The organism is Sphingomonas sp. (genome assembly GCF_004799495.1).
Classification (GTDB): Bacteria; Pseudomonadota; Alphaproteobacteria; order Sphingomonadales; family Sphingomonadaceae; genus Sphingomonas.
In genome coordinates this window covers 286832-305203 of the sequence record NZ_SSMY01000008.1, presented here as the reverse complement: position 1 = coordinate 305203, position 18372 = coordinate 286832, and the positions used below count along the sequence as shown (strand labels likewise).

General features: G+C 67.3%; 22 protein-coding genes and 1 pseudogene. 10 read left to right on the top strand and 13 right to left on the bottom strand.

The window, feature by feature from the left end; translation table 11 throughout:
* Positions 1-110 precede the first annotated feature (110 nt).
* Positions 111-896, bottom strand: a complete 786-nt coding sequence (locus E7773_RS09435; protein WP_293990460.1) for an ATP-binding cassette domain-containing protein — start codon at positions 894-896, stop codon at positions 111-113.
* Between the two features lie 49 nt (positions 897-945).
* On the opposite strand from E7773_RS09435, the gene E7773_RS09430 reads away from it, so the two are divergent.
* Entirely contained in the window at positions 946-1737 is a 792-nt protein-coding gene (locus tag E7773_RS09430) for an SDR family oxidoreductase (RefSeq protein WP_293990458.1), read from the top strand.
* A gap of 133 nt (positions 1738-1870) precedes the next feature.
* Here E7773_RS09430 and E7773_RS09425 read toward each other — a convergent pair.
* Positions 1871-2167 (bottom strand): annotated as a pseudogene (locus tag E7773_RS09425) (4a-hydroxytetrahydrobiopterin dehydratase); the annotation flags it as partial.
* A gap of 47 nt (positions 2168-2214) precedes the next feature.
* Between E7773_RS09425 and E7773_RS09420 the strand changes: the two are divergent.
* From E7773_RS09420 to E7773_RS09410, 3 genes are read left to right on the top strand one after another with little or no spacing between them, the layout of a single operon-like run.
* Positions 2215-2613, top strand: coding sequence for a metallopeptidase family protein (locus E7773_RS09420; protein ID WP_293990456.1), 399 nt, complete (start codon positions 2215-2217; stop codon positions 2611-2613).
* Positions 2610-3182, top strand: a complete 573-nt coding sequence (gene ccmA / locus E7773_RS09415) for a heme ABC exporter ATP-binding protein CcmA (protein WP_293990454.1) — start codon at positions 2610-2612, stop codon at positions 3180-3182. The genes E7773_RS09420 and ccmA overlap by 4 nt, the downstream gene beginning before the upstream one ends.
* Complete coding sequence (locus E7773_RS09410; RefSeq protein ID WP_293990452.1) at positions 3179-3820, top strand: heme exporter protein CcmB; 642 nt, start codon at positions 3179-3181, stop codon at positions 3818-3820. The genes ccmA and E7773_RS09410 overlap by 4 nt, the downstream gene beginning before the upstream one ends.
* Here the strand turns inward: E7773_RS09410 and E7773_RS09405 are convergent.
* From E7773_RS09405 to E7773_RS09370, 8 genes are read right to left on the bottom strand one after another with little or no spacing between them, the layout of a single operon-like run.
* Entirely contained in the window at positions 3817-4686 is an 870-nt protein-coding gene (locus E7773_RS09405) for a class I SAM-dependent methyltransferase (RefSeq protein ID WP_293990450.1), read from the bottom strand. The two genes, E7773_RS09410 and E7773_RS09405, sit on opposite strands and share 4 nt — an antisense overlap.
* Complete coding sequence (gene thrC / locus E7773_RS09400; protein WP_293990448.1) at positions 4683-6083, bottom strand: threonine synthase; 1401 nt, start codon at positions 6081-6083, stop codon at positions 4683-4685. Before thrC ends, E7773_RS09405 begins: the two co-directional genes overlap by 4 nt.
* 3 nt (positions 6084-6086) lie before the next feature.
* On the bottom strand, positions 6087-6695 hold the full coding sequence (locus E7773_RS09395; protein WP_293990447.1) for an SURF1 family protein: 609 nt from the start codon (positions 6693-6695) through the stop codon (positions 6087-6089).
* A complete protein-coding gene (locus E7773_RS09390) occupies positions 6692-7060 on the bottom strand; it encodes a DUF983 domain-containing protein (RefSeq protein ID WP_293990445.1) in 369 nt (122 codons plus the stop codon). The genes E7773_RS09395 and E7773_RS09390 overlap by 4 nt, the downstream gene beginning before the upstream one ends.
* Positions 7060-7992, bottom strand: coding sequence for a cytochrome c oxidase subunit 3 (locus E7773_RS09385; protein WP_293990443.1), 933 nt, complete (start codon positions 7990-7992; stop codon positions 7060-7062). The genes E7773_RS09390 and E7773_RS09385 overlap by 1 nt, the downstream gene beginning before the upstream one ends.
* A gap of 32 nt (positions 7993-8024) precedes the next feature.
* Positions 8025-8558, bottom strand: a complete 534-nt coding sequence (locus E7773_RS09380; RefSeq protein ID WP_293990441.1) for a cytochrome c oxidase assembly protein — start codon at positions 8556-8558, stop codon at positions 8025-8027.
* Positions 8555-8698 carry a hypothetical protein gene (locus E7773_RS09375; protein ID WP_293990798.1) on the bottom strand — a complete coding sequence of 48 codons (144 nt, stop codon included), beginning with the start codon at positions 8696-8698 and terminating at the stop codon, positions 8555-8557. The genes E7773_RS09380 and E7773_RS09375 overlap by 4 nt, the downstream gene beginning before the upstream one ends.
* Positions 8686-9585 (bottom strand): heme o synthase, encoded by a 900-nt coding sequence (locus E7773_RS09370; RefSeq protein WP_293990439.1) that lies wholly within the window; start codon positions 9583-9585, stop codon positions 8686-8688. The genes E7773_RS09375 and E7773_RS09370 overlap by 13 nt, the downstream gene beginning before the upstream one ends.
* Before the next feature lie 117 nt (positions 9586-9702).
* Here E7773_RS09370 and E7773_RS09365 point away from each other — a divergent pair, with 117 nt between their 5' ends.
* The gene (locus E7773_RS09365) at positions 9703-10641 is read left to right on the top strand and encodes a proline iminopeptidase-family hydrolase (RefSeq protein ID WP_293990437.1); all 939 of its coding nucleotides are present in this window, start codon (positions 9703-9705) and stop codon (positions 10639-10641) included.
* Between the two features lie 59 nt (positions 10642-10700).
* Here E7773_RS09365 and ctaD read toward each other — a convergent pair whose 3' ends face one another.
* Together ctaD and coxB are read right to left on the bottom strand one after the other, a co-directional pair.
* A complete protein-coding gene (gene ctaD / locus E7773_RS09360; RefSeq protein ID WP_293990435.1) occupies positions 10701-12416 on the bottom strand; it encodes a cytochrome c oxidase subunit I in 1716 nt (571 codons plus the stop codon).
* Positions 12417-12419: 3 nt separating this feature from the next.
* On the bottom strand, positions 12420-13544 hold the full coding sequence (coxB, locus tag E7773_RS09355; RefSeq protein WP_293990433.1) for a cytochrome c oxidase subunit II: 1125 nt from the start codon (positions 13542-13544) through the stop codon (positions 12420-12422).
* A 196-nt stretch (positions 13545-13740) separates the two neighbouring features.
* On the opposite strand from coxB, the gene E7773_RS09350 reads away from it, so the two are divergent.
* From E7773_RS09350 to E7773_RS09330, 5 genes are read left to right on the top strand one after another with little or no spacing between them, the layout of a single operon-like run.
* The gene (locus E7773_RS09350; RefSeq protein ID WP_293990431.1) at positions 13741-14481 is read left to right on the top strand and encodes a pyridoxine 5'-phosphate synthase; all 741 of its coding nucleotides are present in this window, start codon (positions 13741-13743) and stop codon (positions 14479-14481) included.
* Positions 14482-14501: 20 nt separating this feature from the next.
* The gene (locus E7773_RS09345) at positions 14502-14774 is read left to right on the top strand and encodes a hypothetical protein (RefSeq protein ID WP_293990429.1); all 273 of its coding nucleotides are present in this window, start codon (positions 14502-14504) and stop codon (positions 14772-14774) included.
* Entirely contained in the window at positions 14771-15190 is a 420-nt protein-coding gene (gene acpS / locus E7773_RS09340; RefSeq protein WP_293990427.1) for a holo-ACP synthase, read from the top strand. Before E7773_RS09345 ends, acpS begins: the two co-directional genes overlap by 4 nt.
* Positions 15187-16176: a signal peptidase I gene (lepB, locus tag E7773_RS09335; RefSeq protein ID WP_293990425.1), complete on the top strand. Its 990-nt coding sequence runs from the start codon at positions 15187-15189 to the stop codon at positions 16174-16176. The genes acpS and lepB overlap by 4 nt, the downstream gene beginning before the upstream one ends.
* A 1-nt stretch (position 16177) precedes the next feature.
* On the top strand, positions 16178-17251 hold the full coding sequence (locus E7773_RS09330; RefSeq protein WP_293990423.1) for an AI-2E family transporter: 1074 nt from the start codon (positions 16178-16180) through the stop codon (positions 17249-17251).
* Between the two features lie 3 nt (positions 17252-17254).
* Here E7773_RS09330 and E7773_RS09325 read toward each other — a convergent pair whose 3' ends face one another.
* Positions 17255-18349: a glycosyltransferase gene (locus E7773_RS09325; RefSeq protein WP_293990421.1), complete on the bottom strand. Its 1095-nt coding sequence runs from the start codon at positions 18347-18349 to the stop codon at positions 17255-17257.
* Positions 18350-18372 lie beyond the last annotated feature (23 nt).

Sequence of the window (18372 nt, the reverse complement as noted above, 5' to 3'; positions counted from 1 at the left end):
CAGGTCGGTGGTGGAGGGGGTTGGCCGAACACGATTCGATCGTGGCCCGCCCCCTCCGTCAGCCTGCGGCTGCCACCTCCCCGTCCCGGGGAGGATTAGAGCGAAGTCGTTCACACTCCGGCCTCCAGCGCGCCCAGCTGCCGCATTTGCTCGCGCGGCACCGCGACGAGAGCCTGCGCCGCTTCACCGCCCTCGCCCGCCAGCAACGCGCGCGGCGCGGCGTCGGCGACGATCCGGCCCTGGTCCATCACCAGCACGCGGTCGGCGAGGATCAGCGCCTCGGCCATGTCGTGCGTGACCATGATCGTGGTCAGCCCGAGCCGGTCGTGCAATGCGCGGATCGCGCTGCCGAGTGACCCCCGCGTCACCGGGTCGAGCGCGCCGAACGGCTCGTCCATCAGCAGCAGTCTGGGCTCGGTCGCCAGCGCGCGCGCCACCCCGACACGCTGGCGCTGGCCGCCCGACAGCGCGTCGGGCATGCGGCTCGCGAAATCGGCGGGCAGCTCGACCAGCGCGAGCAATTCGGCGACGCGCGCGGCGGGCTTGGCCTGGCCCTCCAGCCGCAAGCCGATCGCGACATTCTCCGCCACGGTCATGTGTGGGAACAGCCCGACATTCTGGAACACGTAGCCGACGCGCCGCCGCAGCCGGAACGGGTCGCCCGCCGTCACGTCCGCGCCGTCGATTGCGACCGACCCGGCGGTCGGCTCGATCAGGCGGTTGATCGTCTTGAGCAATGTCGACTTGCCCGACCCCGAGCTCCCGACCAACGCGACGAAGCTGCCCCCCGCGACTTCGACCGTGACGTTATCGACCGCGATGGTGCCGTCCGCATAGGCCTTGGTCACGCCGTTCAGGGCGACCGAAGGACCGCTGGGTTGCGAAGGCGCTGGCATCCGCGCTCGTGATGCGGGATGAGGGCGCAAACGACAAGGGGAGGCGGCTGTGGCCCAAAAGGCGATCTTCATCACCGGCGGCGGATCGGGCATCGGCCAGGCGGTCGCGCAACGCTTCGCGCGCGAGGGCTGGCGCGTGGGGCTGGCCGACGTCAACGCGAGCGGCCTGCGCGAAACCGCAGGGATGCTGTCCGCGGGGATGGCCGATACCTACACGATGGACGTGCGCGATCGCGGCGCGTGGGTCGTGAGTCTCGACGATTTCACCGCGAAGACCGGCGGGCGGCTCGACGTCCTCTTCAACAATGCCGGGATCGGCACCGGCGGGCCGATCGCCGAAATGAGCTTCGAGGACATGGACCGCGTCGTCGCGATCAACCTGGGCGGCGTGCTCAACGGCGCGAAGATCGGGCATGCCTATTTGAAGAAAACGCCGGGGTCGTGCCTGCTCAACACCGCGAGCGCCTCGGCGATCTACGGGTCGTCGGGGCTCGTCGTCTATTCGGCGACCAAGTTCGGGGTGCGCGCGCTGACCGAAGGGCTCGACGGCGAATGGTTCGGCGACGGGATCAAAGTGCGCGATCTCGTGCCCGCCTTTATCGACACGCCGTTGCTCAAGACGCCGGCCGGCAACAGCAACCGGTCGGTGCGCGATGTCGTGACCGATGCGGGTCTCGAGCTGAGCGCGGTCGAGGATGTCGCCGAGGCGGCATGGCGCGCGGTACACGGCGATGCCGTCCACACCTATGTCGGCAAGACCGCGTTCCGGCTAAAGTTCGCGGCGAAGTGGCTGCCGGGGCGGATCAGGAAACAGATGCGGCGCGGGATCGCCGCTGAATAAATCCTCCCCGTTTACGGGGAGGTGGCGCGCGTAGCGCGACGGAGGGGGCGGGCCGCAGACGCGTCGCTCGCGGCCCGCCCCCTCCACCACCAGCTTCGCCGGCGGTCCCCCTCCCCGTCCCGGGAAGGATTTTTCAGTCAACGAGCGCGTCGATCGCCTCGGCCATCGCCACGTCGCGCGCCGAGAGCCCGCCCGCGTCGTGCGTGGTGAGCGTGATATCGACGCGGTTCCAAACGTTCGACCATTCGGGATGGTGATCGGCCTTCTCCGCGATCAATGCGACGCGAGTCATGAACGCGAACGCCTCCGAAAAATCCTCGAAGGTGAAGCTGCGGCTGATCGCGTCGCGCGATTCGTCGTAGTCCCACTCGTCGAGCTCATCGAGCGCGTCGGCGCGTTCGTCCTCGGTCAATTGGTCGACCATCGCGCGTCTCCCTTGCTTGCCGCGTGCCTGTTGCCCGGCCTATGCCGCTGGCGATGAGCGGGCAAGAGCAGCGCGCGCCGAGCGCGGGGGAGATCGAGGCGATCGCGCGCGCCACGCTCGCGTCGCTGCCGCCCGAATTCGCCGCGCATCTCGGCAATGTCGTGCTGATCGTCGAGGAATATGCCGACGACGAGACGCTCGATTCGCTCGGAATCGAGGATCCGTACGACCTGACCGGCGTTTATCACGGCCGCCCGATCGGCGAAAAATCGTCGATGGAATCGGGGGCGCCGCCCGACCGCATCCACTTGTATCGCCGCGCGATCCTCGACGAATGGGTGGCGGACGGCGAGGATCTGGCGACGCTGGTGCGCCACATCGTGATTCACGAGGTCGGGCACCATTTCGGGCTGTCCGACGACGACATGCACCGGCTGGAGGACGAGGCGTGAGCAGCCTCGCGTTCCACGACCTGACGTGCGTGCGCGGCGGGCGATTGCTGTTCGAGGCGCTGTCGTTCGCGCTGGAGCCGGGTGGCGCGATGCTCGTCACCGGCCCCAACGGCGCCGGCAAATCGAGCCTGATCCGCGTCGCCGCCGGGTTGCTGCGGCCGGCCGCCGGATGGGTCGAAGGCGATGCGGCGTGCGCGCTGCTGACCGAAGCGGCGTCGCTCGACGAGGAACTGCCGCTGGCCAAGGCGCTCGGCTTCTGGGCGCGGCTGGACGATCGCGCGGGCGCGGTTGCCGATGCGCTCGGCCAACTCGCGCTGGCCGATCTGGCCGACGTGCCGGTTCGCTTGCTGTCGACAGGCCAGCGCCGCCGCGCCGCGTTCGCGCGTGTGGCCGCGAGCGGCGCACCGGTGTGGCTGCTCGACGAGCCGGCCAATGGTCTCGACGGTGCCGCGCTTGGCCAGCTGGAGGCAGCCATCGCGCATCACCGCGCAGGCGGCGGCGTAGTATTGGTCGCGAGCCATTCGACCATCGCGCTCCCCGACGCGCAGGTCATCGAGCTCGGTATATGAGCCTCCTCCCGCTCATCGCCCGCGACGTGCGGCGCGCGTGGATCGGCGGCGGCGCATTGCTGCCGGTCGCCTTCTTCCTGCTCGTCGCGATCCTGTTCCCGTTCGCGGTCGGCCCCGATGCGGCGTTGCTCGCGCGGATCGGCGGCGGGGTGTTGTGGGCGGCCGCGTTGCTCGCCGCGCTGATTCCGGTCGAGCGGCTGGTCGCGCCCGATCTGGCGAGCGGCACGATCGACCAGTTGCTCGTGCGTGGCGTGTCGCCGTCCGCCATCGCCTTCGCCAAGCTCGCCGCGCACTGGCTAAGCTTCACCCCGCCGATCCTGCTCGCCGCGCTGCCTGCCGCGGCATTGCTCGACTTGCCGAGCGACACCTTGGTTCGGGTCGAGCTCAGCCTCTTGATCGGCACGCCTGGGCTGGCGGCACTGGCGCTTGCGGTCGGCGCGCTTACCGCCACCTTGCGAGGTGCGGGGGCGATCGCCGGACTGCTGATCCTGCCGCTCGCGGTCCCGCTACTGATCTTCGGCGCGGGCAGCCTCGACGGCGGCACGGGCGCGCTCAAATTACTGGCGGCGGTCAGTCTGTTGCTGGTCGCGGGCGCGCCGCTAGTCGCCGGCGCCGCTATCCGGGCGCCGCTCGACTAACGCGACCACCGCGCCCAGATCGCGGTCGGCAGCAGCAGCCCGCGCGCTTCCTCGCACACCGCTAGCTCTCCTGCCTCGACCCTGCCGGGCAGGTCGGCGAACGCCTGACTCACCAGCTCGCCGATCGCCAGCGCCGACATCCGGACGGCATAGACGGTTAGGAATAGGAACCGCGATTTTTCGTCGAGCAGTTTGCGACAGTCTGCGATCAAGCCGGGCAATCCCTCCTCGAGCCGCCACACTTCGCCCTCCGGCCCGCGGCCGAACTTGGGCGGGTCGAGCAATATGCCGTCGTAGCGCCGCCCGCGCCGCACTTCGCGCGCGGCGAACTTGGTCGCGTCGTCGACCATCCAGCGCACCGGCTTGTCGTCAAGTCCGGCCAACCGCGCGTTCGCCCGCGCGGCCTCGACCGATTTCTTCGAGGCGTCGACATGGACCATCCGCACGCCCTGCGACGCGAGCGCAAGCGTGCCGACGCCGGTATAACCGAACAGATTGAGCGCCTCGGGTTCCGCCACGCCGTCGAGCCGCTCGCGCATCCAGCTCCACACCGGCGCCATGTCGGGGAAGAAGCCGAGGTGGCGGAACGGCGTGGTCTGCGCGGTGAAGGCGACGTCGTCCCATTTCATCGGCCAGCCGTCGCGCGGCACTTGCCCGGTGAATTGCCAGCGGCCGCCGCCTTCCTCGTCGGAGCCGGGGATGAACTCGCCGTCCGCCTGCCAGTCGGCGCTCGCGGGCGCCCACATCGCTTGCGGCTCGGGGCGGATGAAGCGGAAGCGGCCATAGCGTTCGAGCTTTCGCCCGTGCCCGCTGTCGATCAGGCCGTAATCGGCCCAAGGCTCGCCGATCAGCGTGTCGAGCTTCATGACGCGGCGGCCCGACCGATGTAGCCGGCCACCGCATCGAGCGTGCCGGGCAAGGTTTCGTAGCGTTCCTGCCGCTCGAACAAGTCGCCGATCCGCGCCGGCAGAACCGGGCGCACGCCGGTCGCGCGCTCGACCGCGTCGGGGAATTTGGCGGGATGCGCGGTGGCGAGCGCCACCACCGGCACGTCGCCATCGGCCGCACGCGCGGCGCTCAGTCCGATCGCGGTGTGCGGGTCGATCACCTGGCCCGCGCGCTCGCACGCCCAGCGCATCGCCAGCGCCATGTCGTCGAGGTCGACGCGGGCGCTGGAGAACAGCTCGGCCGCGCCCTCGCGCTGCGCATTGCTCAGTCGCATCGCCTTCGACGCTTCGAACCCCGCCATCTGCGCTGCGATCGCCGCGCCGTCGCGGCCGCCGAGGTCGAAGAGCAGCCTCTCGAAGTTCGAACTGACCTGAATGTCCATCGACGGAGTCGGCGTCGCGACCACACCCTTCGCCGAGTAATCACCGCTCGACAGTGCGCGGTGGAGGATATCGTTGACGTTGGTCGCGGCGATAAGCCTGGCGACCGGCAACCCCATCCGCGCCGCGACATAGCCCGCGAACACATCGCCGAAATTGCCCGTCGGGACCGAGAACGCGACCGCGCGTTCCGGCGCGCCCAATCGCACGGCTGCGTAGAAATAATAGACCACTTGCGCCATCAACCGCGCCCAGTTGATCGAATTGACCGCCGACAGCCGGAGGTGCCCGAGCGGCCCCGTCCCCGCGGCGTTGGCGTTGAACATCGCCTTCACCAGCGCCTGCGCGTCGTCGAAACTGCCCTCGATCGCGATATTGTGGACGTTGGGCGCGAGCACTGTGGTCATCTGGAGCCGCTGGACGTCCGACACCCGGCCCTTGGGATGGAGCATGAAGATCTCGACCTGCTCGCGCCCTGCCACCGCGTCGATCGCCGCTGACCCGGTGTCGCCGCTGGTCGCGCCGACCACAGTCAGCGGGCGGTCGCTGCCGGTCAGGAATTTTTCGAACAGCAATCCGAGCAGTTGCAGCGCAACGTCCTTGAACGCGAGCGTCGGGCCGTGGAACAGTTCGAGCAGCCAATACCGGTTGTCGAGCTGGACGAGCGGGGTCACCGCGTCGTGCGCGAAGCGGCCATAGGCTTGCGTGCAGAGCGCGCGCAGCTCGTCCTCGCTCAGCGTATCGCCGACGAACGGCGTCATCACGCGCACCGCGGTCTCGACATACGACAATCCCGCGAGCGCGGCGATCTCGTCGCGCGTCAGGGTCGGCCACGCTTCAGGCAGATACAGCCCGCCGTCATTTGCGAGCCCCGCCAGCGTCACGTCGCGGAAATCGAGCGCGGGTGCCCGCCCCCGCGTGCTGACGTAGCGCATCGCCTAGTCCTTGCGCGCGCGCCGGCGCAGCGCGAGGCCGTAGATCAGCAGCGCCAGCCCCGCGAACACGAACCATTGCACGGCATAGGCGAGGTGGTTGTTGGGGATCGAATCGATGCTCGGCATGGCGTTGGCGGCGAGGCCAGGCGCGGGCTTGTCGGCGATCAGCAACAACGGCCCCGGCACCGTCTTGCCGAACAGCCCGGCGATCAGCGGCGAATGGCTCGGCGCATGGCCGAGCATTCCGCTAACCGGGCCGCCGGTCCAGTTGGGCTTGTAGTCGACGTCGCGCGTCGTGCCGATCTGCACCGCGAACCCCGGGCCTTCGGCACCGGTCTTGCACTGCGCGATGATGCGGTACCCGGCGCTCCCCGCGCCCTCGGTCGCAAAGCTGACGGGCTTGAGGCACAGCGCGCTCGCGTGGCGGAACAGCAGATCGTCGCCGATCGGCGGGATCGGTAGCGCGATCGGCGGTTTGGACCGGTTGGCGGTCAGCGCGTTCAGCAGCGCCAGCTTCTCGGTCCGGCGCTGGAGCTGCCAGATGCCCAGCCCAACCATCGCCGCCGCCGCGAGCACGACCAGGATCGTCGGGACGATCGGCAACCGCTTCATATCGCTTCTCCGGCCCGGTTGCGATATTCGAGCGCGAGGAGCGCGCCCTTCGACACGCGCAACGCGCCGATCACCGCGATCGCCGTCAGCGGGATCCACAAAATGACGTGCACCCACCAGGCGGGGTGCACCGCTAGCTCGAGCCAGATCGCCAGTCCGACGATCACCGCGCCCAGGATCAGCGTCAGGAACGCCGCCGGTCCGTCGCCGACATTGAACCGGCTAAAATCGAGCCCGCACGCGCTGCACCTCGGCGCGAAGCGCGCCCAGCCGGCGAACAAGGTCGGCGCGCCGCAGCGCGGGCACAATCCCTTCAGCGCAACCACCGCGGGCGCCGGGCCCGCATCGGGTCGCGCTTCCGCCATCAGCCGGCGTGGATCGGTGCGCCCCAGCCGCCCCAGACATAGATGCTGACGAACAGGAACAGCCACACCACATCGACGAAGTGCCAGTACCAGGCCGCCGCCTCGAACCCGAAATGCTGCTTCGGGGTGAAGTCACCCTTGTACACGCGGACCAGGTTGATGCTTAGGAAGATCGTCCCGATCAGCACGTGGAAGCCGTGGAAGCCCGTCGCCATGAAGAACGACGCGCCATAGTTCAGGCCCTTGAACGGGAACGGCGCTTCCGAATATTCATACGCCTGGATCGAGCTGAACAGCAGGCCGAGCACGATCGTCAGCCACAGCCCCTTCTTGACGCTGTCGTTCTCGCCGACGCCGATCAGCCCCCACAGCCCCTTCATCGCGCCGCCGCGCTGGTTGTGGATCAGCGCGTGGTGCGCCCAGGTCACGGTGGTGCCGGAGAGGAGCAGGATGATAGTGTTGAGCAGCGGGAACTGAAACGCGTTGATGACCTCGATACCGTGCGGCGGCCACACCGCTGCGGCTTTGGCGGTCGCGTCGGTCACCAGACTCGCGCTCTTCGATGCGGCGTCCCACACGACGGGCACGGGGAATAGCGAGAAGTCGAAGAATGCCCAGAACCATCCGACGAAGAACATCACTTCGGACGCGATGAACAGGATCATGCCGTAGCGCAGGTGAAGCTGGACGACGGGGGTATGATCGCCCTTGTGCGCTTCGCCGATCACGTTGCCCCACCACGAGAACATCGTGAACAGCACGCCGGCGACGCCCGCGAAGAACAGGTAACCGCCGCCGTTGGGATGGCCGACATGCCCGCCGTGCATCCACGCAATGCCGCCCGCCGCCATCGCCAGTGCGGAAAACGCGCCGATCAGTGGCCAGGGATCGGGATTGAGGATGTGGTAATCGTGGTTCTTGGCGCCGGCCATGTGTCGGTTTCCCTGTCAGGTCTCAACTTGCTCTAGCTAGGAGTTTTCGCGGAATCCACCGGGTAAAACGTGTAACTGAGCGTGATCGTCTGGATGTCGCGCGCGTCCGGGTCTTTCAGGATCGCCGGGTCGACGTAGAAGATCACCGGCATGCGCTGCGTCTCGCCGGGCTTGAGCGTCTGCTGCGTGAAGCAGAAGCACTGGATCTTCTTGAAATAGATGCCCGCCTGCGCCGGGGTGACGTTGAAGGTCGCGGTGCCGGTAATGGTGTGATCGGACACGTTGGTCGCGGTGAAGAACGCCATGTCGCGCGCGCCGATATCGATCGTTTCCTGCTCGTTTTCGGGCGCGAATTTCCATTTGAGCGTCGGCGCGACATTGGTGTCGAACGCGATCGTCATCTTGCCGTCGACCGCGCCCGGCGCGCGAACCCCGCGCCCGGTCGTGCCGTTGAGGCCGGTCGCCTGGCAGAACAGGCGGTAAAGCGGCACGCTGGCCCAGGCCAATCCGGTCGAGCAGCACACGCCAATCACGGCGAACATCGCGGTGCGGGTGGTCCGGTTCATGAGTGCAACAGCCCGATCTTGGCGATCGACACCGCGAACATCAGGATCGCGAACCCACCGAGCAGCCACGCCATGACGCGCGCGTTGCGGCGCTGCGCGGCCAGCCGGCGTTCTTCCTCGTCGGGCGTCATGCCAGCCACCAGCGGTCGACCACTACCGCGCCGAACAGCACGAAGAGATAGACGATCGAATAAGCGAAAAGCCGCTTTTCGGGGCGCATCGTGTCGCTCTCTCGTGTTTTGCGTGCCGCGACCCGCAACGCGAGGAAACCGAACCAGCCGGTCGCGATCACCGCGACCGCGCCGTACATCGCACCGGTCAGCCCGAGCGGCCAGGGCGCGATCGCCGCGACCGCCATCGGGATCGTGTACAGCCCGATCTGCGCCCGCGTCGCGCGCTCGCCCGCGACGACGGGCAGCATCGGGATGCCGGCGTTGGCGTAATCGGTCTTCACGAACAGCGCCAATGCCCAGAAATGCGGCGGGGTCCACAGGAAGATCAGCGCGAACAGGAGGACCGGGAGCGGCGCGATCCCGCCGGTCACTGCCGCCCAGCCGATCAGCGGCGGGAACGCGCCGGCCGCGCCGCCGATCACGATATTCTGCGGCGTGCGCGGCTTGAGCCACATCGTATAGACCAGCACGTAGAACAGGATCGATACCGCGAGGATACCCGCCGCGATCACGTTGGTCGCGAGCCCCATCAGCAGCACCGAGAACACGCCCAGCCCGACCCCGAAATGGAGCGCGGACTGCTTGGCCATCCGCCCGGCTGGCAACGGCCGCTTGGCGGTGCGGCGCATCTTGGCGTCGATGTCCGCTTCGTACCATTGATTGAGTGCCCCCGCCGCGCCCGCCGCCAGCGCAATGCACAGGATCGCCGTGAACCCGATCACCGGATGGATCGTACCCGGTGCTGCGAGCATGCCGCACAGCGCCGTGAACACGACGAGCGTCATCACGCGCGGCTTGGTCAACGCCAGGAAATCGCGCCAGTCGGCGGGGAGGGCGATCGTGTCGGTGGTCATGGGATGGCAGCGCTATAAGCGCCTGTGCGCCCGGAGGGAAGCGTACTGGCGCTCCAGATTCGACTCGTCGCCGCGGGGGGCATAGATTTCGCGTTAGGGAAGAGGGGGAGAGAGATCATGCGGATCACGCGCCGCGAAGCAGTGGCCGGGCTCGGCGCACTGGCGATCACGCCCGCGCTTGGCGCGGCGGTGCCGGTCAGCGAAGGCCATGCCGACGTGCCGGGTGGCCGGATCTGGTGGAGGAAGGTCGGGAACGGGCGCGGCACGCCGCTCCTCACGCTGCACGGCGGGCCGGGCGCGGGGCACGATTATTTGCTTCCCTTGCGCGCGCTTGCCGACCAGCGCCCGGTCATTTTCTACGACCAACTCGGTTGCGGCCGCGCCGACAGTCCGGCGGACGAAAGCATCTACACGATCCAGCGCTCGGTCGACGAAGTCGATGCGGTGTGCAAAGCGCTCGGGCTCGATCGAGTGATCCTCTACGGCCACAGCTGGGGGTCGATGCTGGCGATCGAATATCTCTGCTCCGGCCAGCGCCCGGGAGTCGAGAAGCTCATACTCGGCGGCGCGCTTGCCAGCATCCCGCAGGCGATGGCGGGGCAACAGCGGCTGATCGCCGCATTACCCAACGGCGGCGGCGCGAAACTGCATGCGCTCGAGGCGGCGGGGAAGACCGACAGTGCCGAATATCAGGCACTGGTCCAGCAATTCTACGACCTGCACGTCTGCCGCGTCTCGCCCTGGCCGCCCGAAGCGCAAGCGACGGGCAAGAACCTCGCCACATCGATCGCCTATCGCGTGATGAACGGCCCCACCGAATTCACCATCACCGGCGTTATCAAGGACTGGGACCGCCGCGCCGATCTCGGACGTATCAAGCTGCCGACCTACATCACCACCGGCGAGTTCGACGAGGTCACGCTCGATTGCCACCAAACGATCCAGCGTGGGATTGCGGGGTCGCGGCTCGAGGTCTTCCCGGGCTGTTCGCACCTGACGATGAACGAACAGCCGGTAAAGTACGTCGCCGCGCTACGGCGGTTCCTCAACACCTAGCCCAACGAAAAGCGCCCCGGAATTGCTTCCGGGGCGCTCGTTCGCGTCGACCGGGTCGATCAGTGATGATGGGCATCGCCCTCGTCTATAATCGGCAAGGTCTCGAACTGATGGTACGGCGGCGGGCTCGACAGCGTCCATTCGAGCGTCGTCGCGCCTTCGCCCCACGGATTGTCGGGCGCCTTCTTGCCGGCGAACAGCGACCACAGGACGTTGATGAAGAACACCGCCATCCCCGCCGCCATGATCGAATAGCCCCAGGCGGACGCGATGTGGTTCCAGTGCGCGAGCCCGTCCTGGAAGTCGGGCATGCGCCGCGGCTGACCCTGCAGCCCGAGGAAGTGCATCGGGAAGAACAGCACGTTCACGCCGACGAAGAACACCCAGAAGTGCACCTGGCCGAGGAACTCGTTGTACATCCGCCCCGACATCTTCGGGAACCAATAGTAGAACCCGGCGAACAAGCTGAACACGGCGCCGAGCGACAGCACGTAGTGGAAGTGCGCCACGACGTAGTACGTGTCCTGCATATAGTCGTCGACGCCGCCGTTCGCGAGCACGACGCCGGTCACGCCGCCGACGGTGAACATGAAGATGAAGCCGATCGCCCAGACCATCGGGGTCTTGAAGCTGATCGAGCCGCCCCACATCGTCGCGATCCAGCTGAAGATCTTGATGCCGGTCGGCACCGCGATCACCATCGTCGCCGCGGTGAAGTACATCTTGGTGTTCACGCTGAGACCGGTCGTGAACATGTGGTGCGCCCACACGATGAAGCCCACGACGCCGATCGCGACCATGGCGTAGGCCATGCCGAGATAGCCGAACACCGGCTTCTTGGAGAAGGTCGCGATCACCTGGCTGACCATGCCGAAACCCGGCAGGATCATGATGTACACTTCGGGGTGGCCGAAGAACCAGAACAGATGCTGATAGAGGATCGGGTCGCCGCCGCCTTCGGCCTGGAAGAAGGTCGTGCCGAAATTACGGTCGGTCAGCAGCATCGTGATCGCCGCCGCGAGCACCGGCAGCGCGAGCAGCAGCAGGAAGGCGGTGACCAGCACCGACCACACGAACAGCGGCATCTTGTGCAGCGTCATGCCCGGTGCGCGCATGTTGAAGATCGTCGTGATGAAGTTGATCGCGCCGAGGATCGATGAGGCACCCGCCAGGTGGAGCGACAGGATCGCCATGTCGGTCGACGGGCCCGCTTCCTGCGTCGAGAGCGGGGCATAGACCGTCCAGCCGGTCCCCGCACCACCGTCCGCGCCGCCGAAGAAGGGCGAAGCGAGGAGCAGCGAGAAGCTGGGGATCAGCAGCCAGAACGAGATGTTGTTCATCCGCGGGAACGCCATGTCCGGCGCGCCGATCATCAGCGGCACGAACCAGTTGCCGAACCCGCCGATCATCGCCGGCATGACCATGAAGAACACCATGATCAGCCCGTGCGCGGTGACCAGCACGTTCCACAGGTGCTTGGCCTGGTCGACATTGACGTCGCCCCCGCCGCGCAGATGGTTGAGGTAATTCGCCCAGGTACCGAGATACTGAAGGTGCGGCGAGGCGAGCTCGATCCGCATCAAGCCCGAAATCGCGCCGCCGATGATCCCCGCGGTGATCGCGAAGATCAGGTAGAGCGTGCCGATATCCTTGTGGTTGGTCGACATGAACCAGCGCGCGAAGAAGCCGGGCTTGTGATCGGCATCGTGATGCGCGTGGTCATCATGATGCGCTTCGAAGGCGTGCGCGTTCGGATTGAGGGCGATGTCGCTCATCGATTAATTTCCGGGGTTGCCGGCGCCGGCGGGGTTCGCCGTGGCGGCCTGATTGCTGGTCGGGGCGGCGACGGTCGCGTTGACGACCGGGCCGGCGGTGTTGGCGACGGCGGCGGTGTCGGTCTGCGCCGGTGCCGCCTTGGCACCCGCCACGGTGCCGCCCTTGGCGACCACCCAGCGGTTGTAGATGTCGAGCGGCACGGCCTCGACCGCGATCGGCATATAGCCGTGCTTCGGCCCGCACAGTTCGGAGCATTGCCCGAAATAGAGGCCCGGCTTCTCGATCGTGAAGCTGGTCTCGTTGAGGCGCCCGGGCACCGCGTCGAGCTTGATCCAGAACGCCGGCATCGCCCACGAATGGATCACGTCGGCGGAAGTGGTGATCAGCCGGATCGGCACCCCGACCGGGAGTACGACGCGATTGTCGACCGCGAGCAGGCGCGGTCCGTCCTCGTCGGTACGGGCGCGCTCGCCGGCGGCGACCTCGTCCTTTTCCTTGAGGATGTTCGAGGTGATCTCGAACCCGCCATTGTCGGGGTACGAATAGGTCCAATACCATTGGTTGCCCGTCGCCTTCAGCGTTATCGCATCCTTGGGCGGCGGCTTGAACTGCGCCTGGAGCAGCCCGATCGACGGGATCGCGAGCAGCACCAGGATCAGCACCGGGATTAGGGTCCAGGCGACCTCGAGGCCGGTATTGTGCGCGGTCTTCGACGGCACCGGATTGGCGCGCGCGTTGAAACGGAAGATGACGATCAGCAGCAGGATCAGCACGAACACCGAAATGATGCTGATCACCCAGATCAGGATGTGGTTGTGGAAATCGGCGGCGCGCTGGCCGTTCTTGGTGACCTGCGGCTGGATGCCGATGTCGCCGTCGACCGCGTCGCCGATGCCCTTGACCGGAAGCATCCGGGGGGCGCCGTCCATCGCCAGCATTTCGGGATCGGCCGCCGGGGTCGCGGCGGGGGCCGGCGCCGCGGTCGCGGGCGCGGGTGTCACAGCGGGGGCTGGAGTAGCCGCCGCGGGAGCCGCAGCCGGCGCCGCCGCCTGCGGCGCGGCATGGCCGGCGCCGGCGAGCATCAGCCCCGCCGCCAGCATCGCAGTTTTGAGCCCGATCAAGCGCATCGTGTCGCATTACCCCGTTGATACGAGTCGCCGCGGCCGCGACGATCGTCAGATTCCCAAGCCTTACGGGCCATTCTTCGCCCGTCTGGCCCGGGCCTATACGCCGCGTCCCGCGCGATCATCAAGGCTCGCGGCGCACTTTTACTGATGGGGCAACGTTGCGCGGCCCGAAGCGGGTCCGTATCTGTCGCGTGCAATGACCGGATCGCCCGCCAAACTCTTACGCCTGGGCGTCAATATCGACCATGTCGCGACCGTCCGAAACGCGCGCGGATCGGGTTATCCCGACCCGGTGCGCGCGGCGTTGCTGGCGGCGGACGCGGGCGCGGACGGCATCACCGCGCATCTGCGCGAGGACCGGCGGCACATCACCGACGAGGATATCGCGCGGCTGTCGGCCGAGCTGCCGATCCCGCTCAACCTCGAAATGGCGGCGACCGACGAGATGCTCGCGATCGCGCTGCGCCACCGCCCGCACGCCGCGTGCATCGTCCCCGAAAAGCGCGAGGAGCGCACGACCGAGGGCGGGCTCGACGCCGCCGGGCAGCACAATCACCTCGCGCCGATGGTCCGCGAACTGGTGGGCGCGAATGTCCGCGTATCCCTCTTCATCGAGCCCGACCCGCGCCAGATCGAGGCGGCGCTGAGCCTCGGCGCGCCGGTCGTCGAAATTCACACCGGGCGCTATTGCGAGTTGACGGGCGAGGAGCAGGCGGCCGAACTGCGCCGAATCGCCGACGCCGCCGCGCTCGCGGTCAAGAACGGGATCGAGCCGCATGCCGGGCACGGCCTGACCTTCGACAATGTCGTGCCGATCGCCGCGATCCCGCAGATTACCGAGCTCAACATCGGCCATTTCCTGATCGGCGAGGCGATCTTCGATGGGCTCGCGCCCGTGGTGCGGCGGATGCGCGCGCTGATGGATGAGGCGCGGTGACACCAGCAACGCGGGTTCTTTTGGCAGCCGACTACACACTGCTCGCGGTATCGGCGCTGCTGATTATCATCTTCACGCCTTTTCTGTTTATCATTGCGGTGATGGGCAGCGTTGAGGCGTGCCTGGCTTTTGCCGTTCCCGTCGTGATCCTGGTTGGCTTATGGCGATCCAAACTGGCCAAATCTCATGTCTCGCGTGTGATTTGGTTGGCGCTGCCGATCCTTTGGCTGGCGGTCCCGGCTACCTTTTTCCTGCCGATGCTGATCGATTTTCTCGGGCTGGGCGTTGCATGATCATCGGCCTCGGTTCCGACCTGTGTAACATCGAGCGCATCCAGTCGTCGCTCGACCGGTTCGGGGAGCGGTTCGAACGGCGTTGCTTCACCGAAATCGAGCAGGCCAAGGCCAACCGCCGCCCCTTCACCAAAGCCGGAACGCTCGCCAAGCGCTTCGCCGCGAAGGAGGCGTTCTCCAAGGCGGTCGGCACCGGGTTCAAGGCGGGCGTGTTCATGAAGGATATCGGCGTGGTCAACGCACGGTCGGGCGCGCCGGTGCTGGCGCTGACCGGCGGCGCCAAGGCGCGGCTTGACGCGATGGTCCCGCCGGGCCACGTGGCGCACGTGCATTTGACCCTGACCGACGACCATCCCTGGGCACAGGCGTTCGTCGTGATCGAGGCGCGGCCCGCGCCTTCTTCCGGACAAGAATGATGAGCGAAGAGTTGGCGTTGGACGAACAGACGACCGGCGGCGAGGAATCGGACGCGGAATCGGAGGCGGCCAAGCCGCGCCGCTCGCGCTGGCGCCGGATCGACAGCGGGTCGGTGTGGCGCGAGATCCGCGGCATCTTCTGGCTGATCCTCGCGGTGCTCGCCTTCCACAGCCTGATCGCCAAACCCTTCTACATCCCGTCCGAATCGATGCTCCCCGGGCTGCAGGTCGGCGACCAGCTGGTCGTGAGCAAATATCCTTACGGCTGGTCGTTCATCTCCTTCACCATCCCTAACCCGGTCGCGATCTGGAAGGATTTGGTGCTGAAGGAGCCGCAGGAAAGCTGGGGCGTGCAATTGCCGTTCGTGAAGGGGCGGCTGTTCGGGCGCCTGCCCGAGCGCGGCGACGTCGTGATCGTCACCCCGCCGGGGCGTAACCAGGACTATATCAAGCGCGTGATCGGCCTGCCCGGCGACCGGATCGAAGTGCGCGACGGCGTCGTCCTGATCAACAACGTGGCCGTAAAGCGCGGGCCGATGCATTACGTCGACCTTCCCGATTACGGTGGGGTACCGCTCGGAAACCCCAATGACGGCTCGACGTGCGACATTCCCGACGGACTGCACGTGATCAAGGGTCAGAATGTCTGTCGCCTTCCGCTGGTGCGCGAAACCTTGCCCAACGGGCGCAGCTACGAAACCGTCGAGCTGGGCAATTATTTCGAGGCCGATAATTACGGCCCGGTCACGGTGCCCGCCGACCACGTTTTCCTGATGGGCGACAACCGCGACCGGTCGGCGGACAGCCGCGTGCCGATTGCCGGCGGCGGGCTGGGCGGCCCGGTGCCGTGGGAATATGTCGGCGGGCGCGCCGAGTTCATCACATTCAGCAAGAACGGCCACGCGACGTGGAACCCGCTGACCTGGTGGGGCGGATTGCGCGGCGGGCGCGCGGGCACTTCGCTCCATCCGGCGCGAGACCAATAGTATGACCAAGGCGCCCGAGCCGCTCGTCACCGAGCCCAGCCCGCACGAGATGCGCAACCCCGAGACGCGGCGCGAACTGCGCCGTGCCGCGGTGTGGCTCGGGCTGGCGGCGGCGATGGCGCTGGTGGTGGTACTGGTGCAGCCAATCCTGATCATCCTGGCGGGGCTCGTCTTTGCCTCGATGCTCGACGGCGGCGTGCGGTTGCTCGGCCGCGTGCTCAAGATTCCGCGCGGCTGGCGGTTGCTGATCGTCGTGGTGCTGACCGTATTGTTCATCGGCGTCACCGTGTACCAGGCGGGAGCCGGGGTGGTCGTCCAGTTCAAGCAACTCCAGGCGACCTTGCTGATCCAGTTCGACCGGTTGTCGCAATGGGCGGCGGCGCAAGGGATCGTGCCGGGGGCGGACGATCTGAAGGGCCTCGCGCAACAGGCGATGGGGTCGGTCGGCAAGCTGACCAGCTGGATCGGCACCGCGATCGGCGCGATCTCGACGCTGTTCATCATCATGGTGATCGGGCTGTTCGTCGCGATGGAGCCGCGGATCTACGACCGCGGTCTGCAATGGATGGTGCCGACCGACCACCGCGCCGAATTCGCGCTGACGCTCGGGCGGATGGCGACGCAGCTGCGCCGTTTGCTCGCCGGGCGGCTGGCGGGGATGGCGTTCGAGGGCGTGCTGATGTGGATCGCGCTTTCGATCGCGGGCATCCCGATGGCGCTGGTGCTCGGCATCATCACCGGTATGCTCGCCTTCATCCCCAATATCGGCGCGTTCATCAGCGGCGTGCTGATGATCTCGGTCGGATTCTCGGCCGGGGTCGACAAGGGGATGTGGGCGATCCTGATCTATTTCGTCGTCCAGACCTTCGACGGCTGGGTGGTGATCCCACTGGTCGCCAGGAAAACCGTCGACCTGCCACCGGCGCTGACGCTGTCGATGCAGATCCTCGCCTCGGCGCTGTTCGGCATCCTCGGCCTCGCGCTCGCCGATCCCTTGACCGCGATGATCAAGGTCGCGCTGGAGCGCAATTCGGAACGCGCGATGGAGGACGACCCACAGGCCGTCCTGCTGTAATCGTCAGGCCCGCTTGAGCCGGCGTTCGAGCACCAATTCTTCGAACAGCCGCAGGTACCGCTCGACCGAATCGTGCCCGCGTTCGGGCACCGGGTCGGGTCGCGGGCGGTCGGGCGCGAGCCAATGGTCGAGCGCCGCGACGAGCGCGCGCGCGTCGCCGGTCGGCACGACGCTGCCGTGGCTCGGATCGGCGACGATCTCGCGGATCGCGACGCTCGAATCGGTAGCGACCACTGGCGTTCCAACCGACAGCGCTTCCTGAAGCACGCCGGGCACGCCTTCGAAGTCGGACGTCAGCACCAGCGCGCGCGCGCTGACGAGGGCGGGACGCGGATCGGTGGCGTAACCGGGCAAGTGCACGCGATCGTGCAGGCCCAACGTCGCGACTTGGTCTTCGAGTTCGCCCCGTGCCTCGCCCTCGCCGAGGATCATCAGCTTGGTGTCGCGCCGCGCGACATCGGCGAGCGCCGCGATCGCGCGGTCCCAGCGCTTTTGCGGCGCGAGCCGGCCGATCCCGATCAGATAGTCGCTGCCCGCAATCGGCGGGGTCGGCGCGCCGGTGCCTGCCAAGCCCGGCGGATTGGCGATCACGCTGACCCGGGACGCGTCGAGCCCGGTCATCACCATCGTCTCTTCGGCCATCGCCGGGGTCATCGCCACCATATGATCGACGAACGCCCGGTGCGCGCGCAGCCACGCGCGATACCCTTGCGCGATCGGGAAATATTGATCGTCGCGGTCGAGCCGGTTCGACACCTTGGCGACGATCGGCGGGCAGTCCTTGCCCAGCCGCGCGTGCAGCCACGCCGCCGCGCTTGAATAATGATTGCCGGGGCAGAAGACGATGTCGGCCTGCAGCCGCTTCGCCGCGCCGGGCAGCGCGCGCGCCATGCCGAGATACGACCCGTCGGTGTCAATCACCTCGACGCCGTCGGGGATAGCGGGGGCGGGGCCGCGCGACGGCCCGGTGACCAGCATGACCCGATGTCCCGCCGCGATCCAGCCGCGCGCCAGCCTGACCAATGCCCGCTCGACCCCGCCGCGGTCGAGCGATTGCGCGAAGGCAAGAATTCTTACGGGAGCGTAAGGACTGAGCATTCCCGCCGCCTAACGCCGATTTG